General features: G+C 43.4%; 16 protein-coding genes. 12 read left to right on the top strand and 4 right to left on the bottom strand.

Annotated elements, in window-relative coordinates:
• Positions 1 to 151 precede the first annotated feature (151 nt).
• The 3 genes from LEP1GSC058_RS09855 (at position 152) to LEP1GSC058_RS09845 (ending at position 1453) form a co-directional block, all read left to right on the top strand.
• Positions 152 to 739: a hypothetical protein gene (locus LEP1GSC058_RS09855; protein WP_016549806.1), complete on the top strand. Its 588-nt coding sequence runs from the start codon at positions 152 to 154 to the stop codon at positions 737 to 739.
• 131 nt (positions 740 to 870) lie between these two features.
• Positions 871 to 1059, top strand: coding sequence for a hypothetical protein (locus tag LEP1GSC058_RS09850; RefSeq protein WP_039948271.1), 189 nt, complete (start codon positions 871 to 873; stop codon positions 1057 to 1059).
• Positions 1060 to 1066: 7 nt separating this feature from the next.
• Positions 1067 to 1453, top strand: coding sequence for a phage holin family protein (locus tag LEP1GSC058_RS09845; protein WP_016550130.1), 387 nt, complete (start codon positions 1067 to 1069; stop codon positions 1451 to 1453).
• 24 nt (positions 1454 to 1477) lie between these two features.
• Here LEP1GSC058_RS09845 and LEP1GSC058_RS09840 read toward each other — a convergent pair whose 3' ends face one another.
• Complete coding sequence (locus LEP1GSC058_RS09840; protein ID WP_039948543.1) at positions 1478 to 2074, bottom strand: TetR/AcrR family transcriptional regulator; 597 nt, start codon at positions 2072 to 2074, stop codon at positions 1478 to 1480.
• Between the two features lie 89 nt (positions 2075 to 2163).
• Here LEP1GSC058_RS09840 and LEP1GSC058_RS09835 point away from each other — a divergent pair, with 89 nt between their 5' ends.
• The 3 genes from LEP1GSC058_RS09835 (at position 2164) to LEP1GSC058_RS09825 (ending at position 4545) form a co-directional block, all read left to right on the top strand.
• Positions 2164 to 3186: a zinc-dependent alcohol dehydrogenase gene (locus tag LEP1GSC058_RS09835; RefSeq protein WP_016549831.1), complete on the top strand. Its 1023-nt coding sequence runs from the start codon at positions 2164 to 2166 to the stop codon at positions 3184 to 3186.
• 187 nt (positions 3187 to 3373) lie between these two features.
• On the top strand, positions 3374 to 3661 hold the full coding sequence (locus LEP1GSC058_RS09830; protein WP_232224666.1) for a hypothetical protein: 288 nt from the start codon (positions 3374 to 3376) through the stop codon (positions 3659 to 3661).
• 17 nt (positions 3662 to 3678) lie between these two features.
• Positions 3679 to 4545, top strand: a complete 867-nt coding sequence (locus LEP1GSC058_RS09825; RefSeq protein ID WP_039948270.1) for a hypothetical protein — start codon at positions 3679 to 3681, stop codon at positions 4543 to 4545.
• A gap of 76 nt (positions 4546 to 4621) precedes the next feature.
• Here the strand turns inward: LEP1GSC058_RS09825 and LEP1GSC058_RS09820 are convergent, their stop codons facing one another.
• On the bottom strand, positions 4622 to 5278 hold the full coding sequence (locus LEP1GSC058_RS09820; protein WP_016550923.1) for a DsbA family protein: 657 nt from the start codon (positions 5276 to 5278) through the stop codon (positions 4622 to 4624).
• Between the two features lie 134 nt (positions 5279 to 5412).
• Positions 5413 to 5697 carry an LIC10816 family protein gene (locus tag LEP1GSC058_RS09815; protein WP_010414189.1) on the bottom strand — a complete coding sequence of 95 codons (285 nt, stop codon included), beginning with the start codon at positions 5695 to 5697 and terminating at the stop codon, positions 5413 to 5415.
• A 381-nt stretch (positions 5698 to 6078) separates the two neighbouring features.
• On the opposite strand from LEP1GSC058_RS09815, the gene LEP1GSC058_RS09810 reads away from it, so the two are divergent.
• Positions 6079 to 7224, top strand: coding sequence for a M14 family metallopeptidase (locus LEP1GSC058_RS09810; RefSeq protein WP_016549525.1), 1146 nt, complete (start codon positions 6079 to 6081; stop codon positions 7222 to 7224).
• Here the strand turns inward: LEP1GSC058_RS09810 and LEP1GSC058_RS09805 are convergent.
• Positions 7221 to 8984 (bottom strand): GAF domain-containing SpoIIE family protein phosphatase, encoded by a 1764-nt coding sequence (locus LEP1GSC058_RS09805; protein ID WP_039948542.1) that lies wholly within the window; start codon positions 8982 to 8984, stop codon positions 7221 to 7223. The genes LEP1GSC058_RS09810 and LEP1GSC058_RS09805 overlap by 4 nt on opposite strands.
• A 147-nt stretch (positions 8985 to 9131) precedes the next feature.
• Here LEP1GSC058_RS09805 and LEP1GSC058_RS09800 point away from each other — a divergent pair, with 147 nt between their 5' ends.
• From LEP1GSC058_RS09800 to LEP1GSC058_RS09780, 5 genes are all read left to right on the top strand, one after another.
• Positions 9132 to 10364, top strand: a complete 1233-nt coding sequence (locus LEP1GSC058_RS09800; protein ID WP_016550234.1) for a metallophosphoesterase — start codon at positions 9132 to 9134, stop codon at positions 10362 to 10364.
• Positions 10365 to 10429: 65 nt separating this feature from the next.
• Positions 10430 to 11086, top strand: coding sequence for an MORN repeat-containing protein (locus tag LEP1GSC058_RS09795; protein WP_016551037.1), 657 nt, complete (start codon positions 10430 to 10432; stop codon positions 11084 to 11086).
• A 124-nt stretch (positions 11087 to 11210) separates the two neighbouring features.
• Entirely contained in the window at positions 11211 to 11639 is a 429-nt protein-coding gene (locus LEP1GSC058_RS09790) for a DoxX family protein (RefSeq protein WP_016550054.1), read from the top strand.
• Between the two features lie 695 nt (positions 11640 to 12334).
• A complete protein-coding gene (locus LEP1GSC058_RS09785) occupies positions 12335 to 12760 on the top strand; it encodes a host attachment protein (RefSeq protein ID WP_010570691.1) in 426 nt (141 codons plus the stop codon).
• Positions 12761 to 12956: 196 nt separating this feature from the next.
• Complete coding sequence (locus LEP1GSC058_RS09780) at positions 12957 to 14507, top strand: glycerol kinase 5 (RefSeq protein WP_016550621.1); 1551 nt, start codon at positions 12957 to 12959, stop codon at positions 14505 to 14507.
• The last annotated feature ends 7 nt before the right edge of the window (positions 14508 to 14514 follow it).

Genomic DNA, 14514 nt, shown 5'->3' with positions numbered 1-14514 from the left:
AATCTTCTAAATGACGTGCGAATAGAGTAGGAATGCTCTAACCGAGTTGCTTTTCTAAAAGTTATTTCTTTACTCGATCGATTAAATCGCAAACGGTTTTGGCTGGACAAAAGAACATTTTTAGAATTGAATTGATGAGCATCGTATTCCAATGAAGAAATATCGCCATCTACTCCCTTTTTCGATTCTACTCGTAACGGTTACTTGTTCACAAATTCGGAAAAATACCACTCCGGTTCCCGTAATTGAGCCGCGGCGGGCTGAAATTCCGCTTCTCATACAATTTGAAACGGTGGATCAATTCGACGCAGGGAGCATCATGGCTACTTTCTATACCGGAACGGAGGGAAAAGACAGAAGAGCGGATAGAGAGTATGCGAAATTTCCGATCTTAATCGGTAGCGGCGCAAGAGCGAAAGAGTTGGAATTGGAAGGAACGATTAAGCGAAGAGATTCTTTCCTGCAATCCGAAAGAATGGATTTTTATCTATATGCCGATGGGACCAATCTTTCCCATAATTGCGGTTTGGGTGTGGAAGATCGATCTGCGAAAGAACCGAATCTTTCTAGAAGATCCTTTCGAGCGGTAAAGCTTTACTTCCGAGGAACGGGAGTGGTCGATATGAGAACGACAACCATTTCCTATGCGATCGGTTTCATAACTTATTTTCTTTATAATGCACTTTCGTCCGGTTTTCGGATGGAAAAATTGGACTGCGGAATCATTTTAGAAGGGTAAGATAGAAGCAAATATCCTTCCATGTTGGAGAAACTCTTTTTCAATTCGAGTTTTTCCGAGAGGATTTTAGTTTTTGCTTTCTTTCCTTTCGAACGTCTAAGATTGTAAAATATCCTTTCGAGGTTTGGTATATGCCGTACATGGCGGTTGGATCCAGGCAAATTCTGTTTTCCGAAACAAGTGCACCTGCGCGTGTAGGGGATGAGCCGAGAGAGATCGCGTCCGTTTCGGATAATAACATCGTTCAACCGCAGACGGTGATTGTTCCGCCGGGCGGATTGCCGCCGCATTTAGGACAATTTTTGGATTCCAAAGTTTAGGACGGGTATGGCCAGATTACTTCTTTCTTTAGCGCTTCAATCGTTAGTTATCCTTTATGTGTTTCCCTTAATAAATCCGCTCTTTCGACTTTCGGGGAGCTTTTGGGATGCGCTGATTATTGCTTTGTTTTTCGGATTTCTAAATTTCGTGTTGAGATGGTTCTTAGTGATTTTCACTTTGGGCTTGGGTTATTTAGTTTATATTCTGACTCTCGGTCTAGCCGGATTGATCGTTAATGCGGTCGTTCTACTGGTAATCGGGGATATTTTTCCAGGAAAGATTTTTGTACCTAGCTTTTTCTCGGCTTTCTTGGGCGGAGCGGTTCTCGCGCTGGCAAACTACGTGGCGAAGCGAGAAGCAAGCGACGAGGATTCGACTCGGAATCGGACTTAGGTGAACGTAAGTAAAGTTTTCGGCTTACGTTAATTCTCCGATCATTTCTTCCTCCAATTCTTTAAAGAATTTCGAATTCCCGGTTATCATATAAAATTGGGAATTGCCTTGAAATAATTTCATCAAGCGTTCCGCCTTTTTTCGGGCAGGAAATGTTTGAGGCAATAAACCTTTGGATTTATTTTCTTCAAAATAAATTTCCAAGCAATGAATCCACGATTCTAATATTTCGGCGCTCTGATTTGTCCAAACTTGGTCGGGTTGATCTAAACTTCCCATAAATCTTGCAAGAGGGCATCCGAAATATTTTTTTGCGCGTACCTGTTTATTTAACAAGGCCATCCACCGATTTATAAATTCGACCGGATTCGCGGATCTCGACATCAATCGTTCCCAGCTATTTTGAAAATTGGCCGCTTGGATTTTTAAGTATTCTTTGCCTAAGTCTTCTTTCGTCTGAAAATATCTGTAAAAACTCGCCTTGTGCGAGTCTGATTCCCCGATTACCTGATTTACGGAAGTCCCCGCATATCCTTGGGAATAGATTAATCTAACCGCGGTTCCTAAAAGACGCTCGTAAGGACCTTCGTGATTTACGATCAAATCTTTCTTTTTTTCCATAAACCAAAAATATTTTAATAGACTATTCGGTCTATAAATATTCCTCATGGTTGTATTAGATAGACTGTGCAGTCTATCCGGAGGTCGTCATGCAGCAACTACAATTTGTCAAAAAACGGACCCTCGAATGGTCGGAAGTACCCGAACCGAAAATTACCGGCAAAAATCAGGCATTGGTTAAGCCGCTCGCCGTTTCTCGGTGCGATCTGGATCTCCCGATTTTACGAGGACAGACTTTATTTCGTCCTCCGTTTCCGGTCGGACACGAGTTTGTGGGCGAGATTGTTCAGACAAGTTCCGAAATAACGGATCTATTTCCGGTAGGGACAAGAGTGGCAGTCCCGTTTCAGATATCATGTGGGTATTGCCATTATTGTGAAACCGGACAATCAAAAAGCTGTTCTACCGTATCTCATACGAGCGCTTACGGAATGGGAAAGGGGGGGAAGGAATTCGGAGGAGCCTTATCGGATTTGGTAGGAGTTCCTTATGCGAAGGAAATGCTCGTCCCTTTTTCATCGAAGACGGACCCTGCTGCAATCGCTAGCATCAACGATAATCTAGTGGAATCGTGGAAATTAGCCGGGTTATTTCTGAATCAAAATAAGAATCTTAGAATCTTAATTTTGGGGGGTTTTGCTTCGAGTATCGGACTGTACACCGCCGCTCTATCCAAACATATGGGAGCAGCCGAAATCGTTTATTTAGATGCCGACAAGAAGAGATTGGATTTGGCAGCTTCCTTCGGAGTTCGAGTGGAGCAAGTCGCGAAGTTTCCAAAAAGTTTCGGAAAATTTGATATAGTTGCGGACGCTAGCGGAAGCCCGGAAGGATGGGATTGCGGTTTACGTTCGCTCGACGTGGATGGAATTTTCGGTTCCGCCTCCATTTTTTGGACGAACACTTTGCCGATTCCTTATTTAGATCTTTATAATAATGGAGCGTCTATCCGTATAGGTCGAGTCCGATCAAGGGAATGGATTCCGGAAATATTGCGTCTTGTAGAAGAGGAAGGTTTCGATCCTTCCAAGGTCACGACTAAAAAGGCGAGTTGGAAGGATGCAGCCGAAGCATTCCTGGAGGAAGAAACCAAATTGATCGTCGTCAGGTAAGGATCGGCTTCGAAGATCCGGGAATTTACCTGAATGGTTCTGAAAAAAATTTCTGGACAAATCGCTCTTATCGTACCATCGTAAAGCCCCGCGTTTTTCGATGAAAAGGTTCGTTATTAATTGCACTTGTTTTTTTCTTCTTTCGGTTTTTCTCTCCGGTTGTGCCGTATTCGAGAAGAGGAATCGAGTGCTTACCAATTATTTGGATGAAAAGATTACTCCGGAAAGCGCTCCTGCTCAGATAGCTTTGGCCCCGGTATTTATCCCGGTCGGCGTCCTATCCCTTTTACTGGATGCATTCGTTCTTCACCCCATCAGTGTGATTCCGGATGCGCTTGAGGATACTTACAAGGTTATATGGAAGGATCCGACAGGAGGGATCGTATTTCAGACTATCGTTTTTCTTCCCAAATTGGCTGTGAGCCCCGTCTTTTTCTTGGTCGATTTTTTGGGGCGAAGCGGAATCGACTTTTAAGGTAAAGCTGAATGGGTATGAAAAAGTCTTTAGTCATTGCAAGAACCTGCTTAATCCTTTCATGCATTATAATATTTGGATCGAGTTGCGCGGTTTTTAACCGAAATAACACGCCCCTTATCGTTGGCGTCGAGAAGCATCTTGTTCCCGAAAAGCCGGTTCCCAAAATTATCGCTGCCCCGTTCTATATCTCCGTAGGTCTTTTGGCAGGACTGCTTGATTTATTTATCGTTCATCCGATCATGCGGATTCCAAACGCATATCGGGATACGGTCAGTATTCTTTGGACACCGAGGCCGGAAAATCGTTATGTCACGAGGATGGCCTTTCTTCCATTTTCGATCTTACTTACGCCGGTGGTTTTTTCGGGGGACTTGTTATTTAGAAGCGCTTTTGACGTGAATGGAAACGTAGATAGGGCCCGAATCGAGGAAGAACCTGCAAAGCAGGTTAAGCCGATTCAGCAAGCGCTTGCCGAAAATGATCGAGCGGCGATTTTAAAATGGCTTGCCTCCTACTCGTACATCGAACCTGAATTAAGCCAATCGATCATTGACGCATATCCGGAAGACGCCGAAATTCGGAGACTCGCTTTGCAGAAACTTGTCGGCCCGTTAAACGATAAGACGTTGCCTAAATTCGAAGATTCCTTAGTCGGATATTTAAACAAAGATCAACAGACGGACCGAATTCTTTTGGGAGTCTTTCGCAGGTTACATTCTAAAAAAGCGAGCGAAGCTATCCTGCGGCTTGTAAGAACGAAACAAGTTTCAAAGGAGAACGCAAAAGACTATATTTTGACGATTCTTTATATCGGGAACGAGAAAGACATCCAGTTTATTATCGATCAACTTTCGGTCGTATCCGAAAGTAAAAAACCGTAGATAATCCGATCCATTCGGAACAGTCTAAGGTTTTTCGTATCGGCGAAGGATAGAAGTTCGCATAAACTTTCGAAAATTAAAATTGTCCGATTGAACGAAAGTAATCTGCGAAAATTGACTCTACTTCTTCGTACGGCAAGAATCCTTTTGTGAGGATTCCTCTCTCCAAACCGTCCGAAAACACGAGCGTTGGAAATCCGGTTACTCCCAAAAGAAATCCATAATTGAAATCGTTTTTGGTTTCGAGAGACGTTTCTTCGCTTCGGTAGAGTTCTTCGAAATCGGATTTATTAATGGATAAGTCGGAGGCGACGGAAAGAAACGTATTCAAATCGGTAGGATCTTGTCCGGCAGCGTGGAAACTGAAAGAAAGCGCGTTCAAATACTCAAAAGTAAGGATAGGAGCTAATCGCTGCGCAGTGATGACTGCACGGCACGCAGGTTCCGAATCGAATACCAGATCTCGTCGGTTTAGAATTTCATACTGAAAACTGCGACCGGATGCTCTTTCCACATCTTTCCAAAGATATCGAAGGCGATCGGTCATTTCCGGCGTAAATGATTCGATATCGGGTCCGAATCTAAATCCTCCCAAGACCAATGAAAAATCGATTTTGTCCTCGTATTTACTTTTTAGTTTAAGAATGGACTGGCCGAATCCATATGACCAGGGACAGAGCGGGTCTGCGACGTAAATTAGAGAATGCTTGCTAGTAGGGCGAGGGAGTTCCACAGAACCGGTATGAGAGGGAATCTTTGAGAAGACTATCTTTTTCTAGGATAAGAACGTCTCTCTTCGAATCAATGGATATAAAAAAGGCGGGACAAATGTCCCGCCTCCATCTCTTTTTCGTTTCGGAGGATTTTCTAAATTTCGTTCGGGTGTTTGACGTAGTAAAGCGATAGCCATACCACCCCGAATAGTACCCCCGCGTACGCTAGGATCGCGGTTGCGATGTCTATCATCGGAAGAACGGTAGCTATCGGCGTAACTTTAACTGCCGTAATCTTCGTAGCTTCACCTAAGATCAGGAATAGACCTCCCAATCCGATTAGGTGATAGCGGTTCATCGCGTCCTTTGATACTCGGGCGAACCGGGCAAACACAGGAACAGCCAAAAGCGCTAAAGCGAAAATGGTGACTGCATCCATGGTTCATACCTCCTTAAGGTACTAGGTTAGACACACGGAGGTTTTCGTTTATTACCGTAAAAGGAAAAAATATTTTAAGGAAATTGAATGTAATATAACAAGCGATTTATTATCATCATGATTTATAGTACATTCGGTTTAATGACATTTCCTCAAAGAATTAATTTATTGCATTTCGATCGAATAAATGTTCAATAAGGGATAAAGGCTTTCGCGGTAAGAAAGTGAAATTTTTTCCAATTTTTTTTTCGTGAAGTCTTTGCTGCCCCTTTATGAACGGATCTTTTTATCCCTTTGGTGGGCAATCCTTAACCAAATCGTAATCATTTTTAAAAAAATTCTTTTCGACCTCTGCCTTCGTTTCAAAAGAATTTCCTTAACGTGGATTTACTTTCATATTATTTGGAAACGTACGAGGCCTGCCAAAGGGCATTTCTTTCCTATCGCAGGGGTTTAAAGAGTGTCTTTCCGCGTTTTAAGCACGAAGTGCTGGAGATTCCCAAGGGAGGAGGGAATATCGACTCGTATTTGATTGGATCGAAGAAAAATCCCCCTAAAAAAATCGTTATTATGAGTTCCGGCATTCACGGTGTGGAAGGATACGCCGGTTCTTCCTTTCAGAGAAGATGGATCGAAGAATTTCTTTTAAACGAAAACCCGTCTTATTCTCCTCCTAAGAACACAGATTTCCTGATATTGCACGGAATCAACGTGGACGGCTTTAAAAAGATGCGCCGAGTAAACGAACGAAACGTGGACTTGAATAGAAATTTTGCGCTTAAACGAGAAAAGCTGCATAAAAAGGCCAAGAATAAAGGGTATCGAAAGATTCAATCCTTCTTAAATCCGGCTAAAAAATTTACGTATATTACTTGGGAATATCTTATTTTCGTAATTCGTTTTGCGGGAATAGTTGCGCGATTTGGCGCAAAATACGTCCTCGATGCCGCTGTTAACGGCCAGTACGAGTTCCCGGACGGAATCTACTACGGCGGCAGGAAGCCTGAACCTGTAGTGAGGCGCTTACGAAAATTTTTCCGAAAAACTCTGAAGAATTACGAGCAGATATTGATCCTAGATTATCATACCGGTTACGGGGCTCGGAATACTTTGAGTCTCATGCAGAATGCCCCCGCCGGTTCGAGAGAGGACAAGAACCTAAGGAAAGTTTTCGGCGATTTCGGTCTTTTGCTGAGCGAAGCTGAAGACGATTTTTATAGGACTTCGGGCGATTTTACGGATTTTTTCGGTAAGCTTTTCGGGAGAGATAAGGAACTCTTTCCGATCACCGTTGAAATGGGTACTTTCGGAAATTTGAATCTGCTCGGAGGCCTCAAAGGCAGTTTTTTAATGATCAGTGAAAATCGAATTCGTTTACACGGATCGAAGTCGGATCGTTCCGCGGAGAAAATACGAAATGAATTTCGCGAGATGTTTTATCCGACCCGGGAAGATTGGAGGCTCGCAGCGATGGACCAAGTTTTCGGCGTTATTCCGGAGGCGATTCGCAGATTTTCCAAGATTTAAACTCTGTCGACGACTAGCAAAGTAACATCGTCTTCGAAATCGGAACGTCTACAATAGGTTCTGCATTCCTTTATTAGTCCGGGCGCAGTGTCGCCGGCGGAATTTTGCGATAAGGAACGGATCGCAAGAGTCAATAAATCCTCGCTGTAACGGCGGCTCCTATCTTCGTTTGAATGCTCGGTAATGCCGTCCGTATATAAAACGAGTCGGTCCATCGGTTTGAAGGAAGTCACAAATTCTTCAAAGAATAAATCGGGGATAACTCCGACTAGCTTACCTTTCGTTTCCAAAGGCAAGGAGGTTCCTTCCTCCTTCCTGTATAGGATCGGAGGGTTGTGACCCGCGTTAGAATAGACCAGTGTATTTGTTCCCGTATGGGCCACGGCATAAAAGGACGTAAGGAAATTGCCAGCAAGCTTATTGTATAATGCGTGGTTTAACGCGGTAAAAAACTTGGACGGACTGGATAACGTCTCCTCTTCGAACGTTTCCATAACGGTATGAATTACGGCAGCCACAACGGAAGCGGACAATCCGTGTCCCGATACGTCTGCAATTAGAACCGCAGTTCTATGTTCGTCTAGCTTTATAACATTATAAAAATCGCCACCTACGTTATCGAAAGGAATATGTTGAACGCCGAATTCTAAACCCGGAACATACGGCAAGGCTGACGGAAGGATTTTGGCCATGACTTCTCTAGCGCGTTTGAGTTCTCGTTCATTATCGACGACTTTATGGAATAGATTCGCGTTTTGAATCGTGACACTCAGTCGATTTGCAATGGCTCCTAACATTTCCAAATCCGCATGCGTGAATGCGTACCCGGAATACTTATTATTCACGCTAATCACGCCGAGAAGTTCTCCTCGATACAATAAAGGAGCGGAGATTAAAGAACTTGCTTCGAATTTGTATTTTGCATTCTTATCATATCTCGGATCCTCGTCCAGGTTTTGAATCAGAAGGCTTTGCTTTTCCTTAGCTACCCAGCCGGAAACTCCTTCTCCATAAGGCACTTGGATAGAATGAATCGCGTCGTCCGGGATTCCCCTTGCGGCTAAAATACGTAGGACTTCCAAAGTAGGATCCGCTAAATAAATCGTTCCTGCCTTCGCTTCCAGGAATTCTAAAACTTTATCGATAAGCCAATTTCCTAATTCCTGAATACTCTTTTCGGCAACTGTGAGTTTTTCGAATTCGTATAATAGGGAAAGTTCTAGAATTCTTTTTTTAAGGGATTCATGCGTCTTGGCGTTCTTGATTGCGATCGCGGCAATTTCGGATAGAGAGGCCAGAACTTCGATGTCAGAATTATCGAAGCTTCTATTTCCGGATTTGTTTAGAATCTCAAGAGTTCCGATCACCTGATCTTGGACGAATAAGGGGACACAGGCGAGGGATCTGGTTCGAAATCCCGTTTTTTGATCTAAAGAAGGATTAAAACGCGCGTCCGTGTACGCATCTTCCAACAGAATCGGTTTTTTCTCCTTGGCCACCCAGCCCGCGATTCCTTGGCCAGGTTCTAACCGCGCGTATTTTTGAATGATTTCCCCTTTTTCCCCTAAAGCGACTTCGCAATATAGGAATCCGTCTTTTTCTTCCAATAAGAATAGGGAGCTAGCTTCCGCTTCCAGAAGATCTTTCGAATACAACATAATAAGCGGAAGAAGTTGGTAAAGATCTAGGTTTGCATTTAAAATCGTACTTGTACTAAGCAAACTTCGATATTTACGAGCCTCGGAATCGACCTTAACCATAGATGCGCCCAGACTGGCATGGATCGGGCCCAAAGTCAACGATTGTCGTTTTTCAAATCGACAAAAACCGAAGAAAGCCTCAAGTTTCTTTGCGCTTTCGCGTTTTTCCGGAACACAAGGCAATGTCTTTCGGTCGGATAAGTGAGCATGGAGTTTGAATTGCAGAGATTTTATATTTTTCTTGGGGTATTTACGGTTATTCTCTTTCTCGCATATAGTTATGCCGTGAATCGATTGAGTGCGCCGTTTGAATTGAATTCCGTTCAGCAAGGAGTTCTTTGGCTTTTAGTCGTAGTATTCGTTCTGCTGACCCCGATAGCCTATCTTTTAAGCCTATTTTACCGCGAAACCCAATGGCAAAAATTATGGTCGTATGCCGCGTTTACGAGTCTCGGATTTTTCACACTTCTCGTTTCTTTCGTGGTTTTTCATGATTTGGGCAAGTTAGCTTGGAAAGGATGGGTAATTCTATCCGGATTTCTACAAAGCAGCTCCGGCGCAACCGGGTTGACCGATTCGGAATCTGTCCTTTCTACCGCAGAATTAACTCGTAAAGACTTTCTTTCGAGATTAGCTTCATTTTTAGTTTTAGGTTTTACCGGAGGTTTAACGGCTTTCGGATTTTATCAGGCGCATAAGAGTCCTGCGCTAAAAAAGGTTTATATCAAAGTTCCAGGACTGCCCGAGGGTCTCGACGGTTTTAAAATCGCCCAATTATCGGATATCCATATAGGTCCTACTATTAAGAAGGGTTTTTTAGAGGGGGTTGTGAGAAGAACGAACGAACTGGATGCAGACCTAGTCGCCATAACCGGCGATCTGGTGGATGGTACAGTAAGTTTGTTGCGGGAACATACCACTCCCTTGAGAGATCTTTCCTCAAAATACGGAACTTTTTTTGTTACCGGGAATCATGAATACTATTCAGGCGCTATCGCATGGATTCACGAACTAAAGGAAATGGGAGTCAACGTTCTTTTGAATCAGAACAAACTCATAGCTCATAAAGGAGCTACGATTGCAGTTGCCGGAGTAACCGACTATAAGGCTCATTCCGTCATTCCCAATCATAAGACTGATCCCGAGAGAGCGGCAAAAGGCATCGAAGGCGCCGACTTTAAGCTATTATTAGCGCACCAACCTAACTCGATTTTTGAGGCTGCGAAAGCGGGGTTCGATTTGCAGCTTTCAGGCCATACGCATGGAGGACAATATTTTCCAGGTAACTTGCTGATCCATATTTTTCAAAAATTCGTGGCAGGTCTTAGCAAATGGGAAGGAACACAATTATATGTAAGTCGCGGCACGGGTTATTGGGGGCCTCCGTTACGAATCGGAGCTCCGTCGGAAATTACTCTGCTCATATTGGAAAAGGTCTGATCGCGATTTGGATTTGACAAACTTCTCTCCTGCAATTCTTTACAGTTAGTTTTAAAGGAGAGACGATGAAAGGGACTGAGTCTCTAGTTCGAGTCCGCTGCGAAGATAATTTTATAAAAGGAAAAGAATCCGGACATTCGGGGCGTAGATTTTTTTCCCTTTTCCCACCGCTTGTCCTTATTTCTTTCCTCATCATGGGCTTATTATTCTTAACTGCATGCGGGAAACCCAAGCCCAAGACTAATTCGGAAATCGAACGATTGAAACCTAAGAATAAGGCCGACGATCGAGAACTTGATCCGGATTTATCTTCTAGGGAATACTTCGACGAAGATGCCCAAGGGAAACCTCTGGAGAAGAAAGTGAGCCCTACAAGTCCCTCCCCAGACTTATATTCTTTTTCGAAGAAAGGACCCGGTTGTAAAAGAGGAGATTGTAAACGTGGAGAGGGAGTATACGTCTACGAATCGAGAGACGTATATTCCGGTCGCTTCGCAAATGAGCAAAGAGATGGCTGGGGAATACTTGCTTATTCGGACGGCGATAAGTATGAGGGAAATTGGTCGCGAGATCTAAAATTAGGCCAAGGTACCTATACGTTTCGAGACGGCAGTGTCTTTAGCGGTCTTTTTTCGGGCGACGGAAACGGAAGAGGACAATACCGCAAAAGCGGTAAAACGTACAAATGTAGATTAGAAAACCGTAAGGTTCTTTGTAAATGACGCCGTTTTAGGCCAATTCAGCTTTACTTTAATTAATCGTTCGTTATAGAATCGCTTTTTTTATGTTAACCCTTGCTTTTCTTTCGTTCAAGAATACAATCATCGGCGATGTTCGGAGGTTCTTATGGAAAGACTGAATCATTGGTTAGATGAACACAGAGATTGGTGGATCGATATCGTTAGAATGTATTTGGGTGCGGTGCTGCTCTATAAAGGCCTTTTATTTCTTTCAGACACCGATGCTCTAATCCGATTAATGGAATTGCATAATGCACCATTTGCGTCCACTTTGATGGCTCATTATATTGTGATAGCTCATATTTGCGGCGGGATTCTTCTTTTTGCGGGCTTATTGACTAGATTTTCCGCCATTCTACAATTGCCCGTATTGGTCGGCGCAGTTTTATTTATCCATTCGAAAGAAGGTTTTATGTCCGCAGGTTCCAATCTTTCGTATGCCAGTATGATACTTTTGCTTTTATTGCATTTTTCTTTATACGGTTCGGGAAGAATTTCCGCCGACTTCTATATCGAAACGCATAGAAGCGTTTAGTAATTTAGAAAAAGATCAAGATATTCGTTCCGCATAAAGTAAGAATTGCATCTTCAGTTCGATCGACTAAGATCGAATCGAGTGTAAAGTCGTGCCATGGTGGCGATTTTGCGTGGGAACTCCTACAAATTGGATTGCTTAAAAAGCTATTCAAATAAAGGAATATGCATTATATGGCATTTTCTTGTACCACCCCCGCCCCCACCCAAGAAGGGTGGGGCTCGCCTATAATAAAAACCAACGAAAGCCGTGAAGACCGGATTGTTCCATCACACAGGATATAGAAGAAATTTATAATTTTGAGAATATAACTCAAAATTATAAAAGGAAACCGCGAAACTTTGTTTTGAATTTCAGATCGGTAAGTTGGCCCATACTGGAATGGCGTAAAACGCGATTACGAGGGCTTCGTCGTTCTCGTATGGCACGCACCGAATTGAGAGTGACGGAACATTCACATGAAAGTCAATTTTTGTTTCCGGGTTTGGGATGAAACTCGTTCTGCCAATCAGACTTGAAATCAATAGAAATATGATATACGAATGTTTCCGGGCTGTTCCCCAAATAAATTTGATTTTAATATCTTTGGCTGAATGGGAAAAGTTATTGAACAGTGCTGCAGCTTAGTATAAAACTATGGAGCTATTTCTCTTTCCAGAGGGAGGAGAAGTGTTTCGTTTACAGGAGGAAAGCTTATGAAAAAAAAGTGGGTGGTGGTTGCGAACCGAAGCGAAGCAAAAATATTCGAATATCAAGGACCCTCGCAAGGACTTAAGCTGGTTCAATTTATGGAAAACCCGGATGGCCGTCTCCGGAATTCTGAATTAGTTACCGGATCCGGACATGGATCTAGATCCGATTTCGATTTCTCTTCAGAACACGAACCGAAGAAAAAGGTGGCAGAAGCTTTTGCCGGAAAACTTTCGGATTTCGTAAACTTAGAAAGGAAGAAGGACTCTTTTTCCAATTTTATTTTAATTTCCGAACCGGGTTTCATGGGAATGATACTCGGCAAATTGGATGATAAATCGAGGGAGAAAATCTATCATAAAATGCCGAAAGATATCGTTCATATAAAAGAGTCCGGTCTACTCGGACATCTAAGGAGTGTGCTCGCCTAAAGTTTTATTGCTTAGGTTTGATATTTAAAGATCGCCGTCTTCGGGTCCATCTATAATGAAAGATTCCAAGGACGGTGATTCTAAAGACAACGGCCACTACCGCTTCGGTGGTTACAATTTTCATTCCTCTTAAAAACCTTCATTGACGAGATGTTATTCTCCAAGATTCTTCCCGAAAAAAGAAAGGAAGTTTCTGATGGCTATAGCTAAAGAAAAATTCATTCTCTCCATCGATAGCGGTGGGAGCGGAATTAGGGCGATTCTGTTCGATAAAAAAGGTAGAATCGTCGAACGCCAGTATGAGAAAACTCCTCCTATCTTAAAAACTCCCGGAGCTCTTGAACACGATCCCGATGTTCTTTGGAAGGCATTATTGTCCGTCGTAGGAAAAGCTCTTAAAAAAAAGCAATTTCATCCATCCAATATCGCAGCCATCGGAATCTGTAACCAGCGGGGTTCTTTTCTACTTTGGGATAAACAAACGGGAAAACCTTTGACTAAGCTGATCAGCTGGGCGGATGTAAGAGCCGGAAGTACGGCCGACGAGATGAATTCGAATAAATTCTGGAAGACTATCCAATTTGTTTCCAGAATTGCGGGTGCGATCACTAAGCAACCGATGCTGATCGCGACCTACCTACTTAAATTTACGACCGATCACGCATCGGTTCGATTGAAATGGGTTTTCGATACTCATCCGGAGTTACTTGTACGAGCTAAGAAAGGTGAAATTCTTTTCGGCACTCTGGATACCTGGTTTGTTTATAAATTAACGAAGGGGAAAATACATATCACGGATCCCTCCAACGCGACAGTCACCGGAATGTTCAACCCGTTTCAGTTGCAATGGAACGCCCCTCTCTGTTTAATTTTCGGAATTCCTACTAAGATTTTTCCCGAAGTGAAAGATACCGGAGCCGACTTCGGCGCTACCGATCCTTCTATCTTCGGCGGTTCTCCGATTCCGATTCATGCGGTCATCGGAGATCAGATGGCGGCCCTTTATGGACACTGCTGCTTCGAAAAAGGCGGCGTTAAAATCTCTCAGGGGTCGGGCGCTTTTGTGGACATGAATATGGGAGACAAACCGAAGATTTCGAAGAGAGGATTATTTCCGTTAGTCGCATGGCAGCTAAACGGAAAACCGAAATATATGTTGGAAGGATATATCGGAACTGCCGGGACCTTGATCGATTGGCTTGGAAAAGGAATCGGTCTTTCCGACACCCCAAAAGTGTTAAACGAATTAGCTTCCCAAACTGAAGATACGGAAGGAGTGGTATTTGTTCCGACCGCTTCCGGTATGCGCTTTCCTCGTTTCAATCCGAGGGCAAAGGCCTCCGTCTTCGGGCTATCCTTGGCGACGCATCGCAGACACGTAGCGAGAGCCGTCTTGGAAGGGATTGCCTTATCATTATATGAAATCTTGGAAGGGATAAAAGAAGACACGAAGGTTCCGGTTAGTGCAATCATGGTGGACGGGGGAGTATCGCAATCGGATATTCTTCTTCAATGCCTTGCCGATTTTTGTCAAGTGGAGGTTAAAAGAGCACCGGAGCCGGATATGACGGCGACAGGAGCTGCGTACATCGCCGGCCTTGCTTCCGGTTTTTGGAAGAACGAAACGGAATTAAAGAACTTACAAAAGGGGTATAAAGTGTTTCTGCCCAAAATGAACGAGTCAGTTCGAAAAGCGAAACTAGTTCGTTGGAAAAAAGCGGTCGATGCCACTCTAAAAATCGAGTAAAAGGATA

Source organism: Leptospira fainei serovar Hurstbridge str. BUT 6 (genome assembly GCF_000306235.2).
In the GTDB taxonomy this organism is placed as follows: Bacteria; Spirochaetota; Leptospiria; order Leptospirales; family Leptospiraceae; genus Leptospira_B; species Leptospira_B fainei.
Note: the sequence above shows the minus strand (reverse complement) of the source record. Positions and strands in the feature narration are given on the sequence as shown.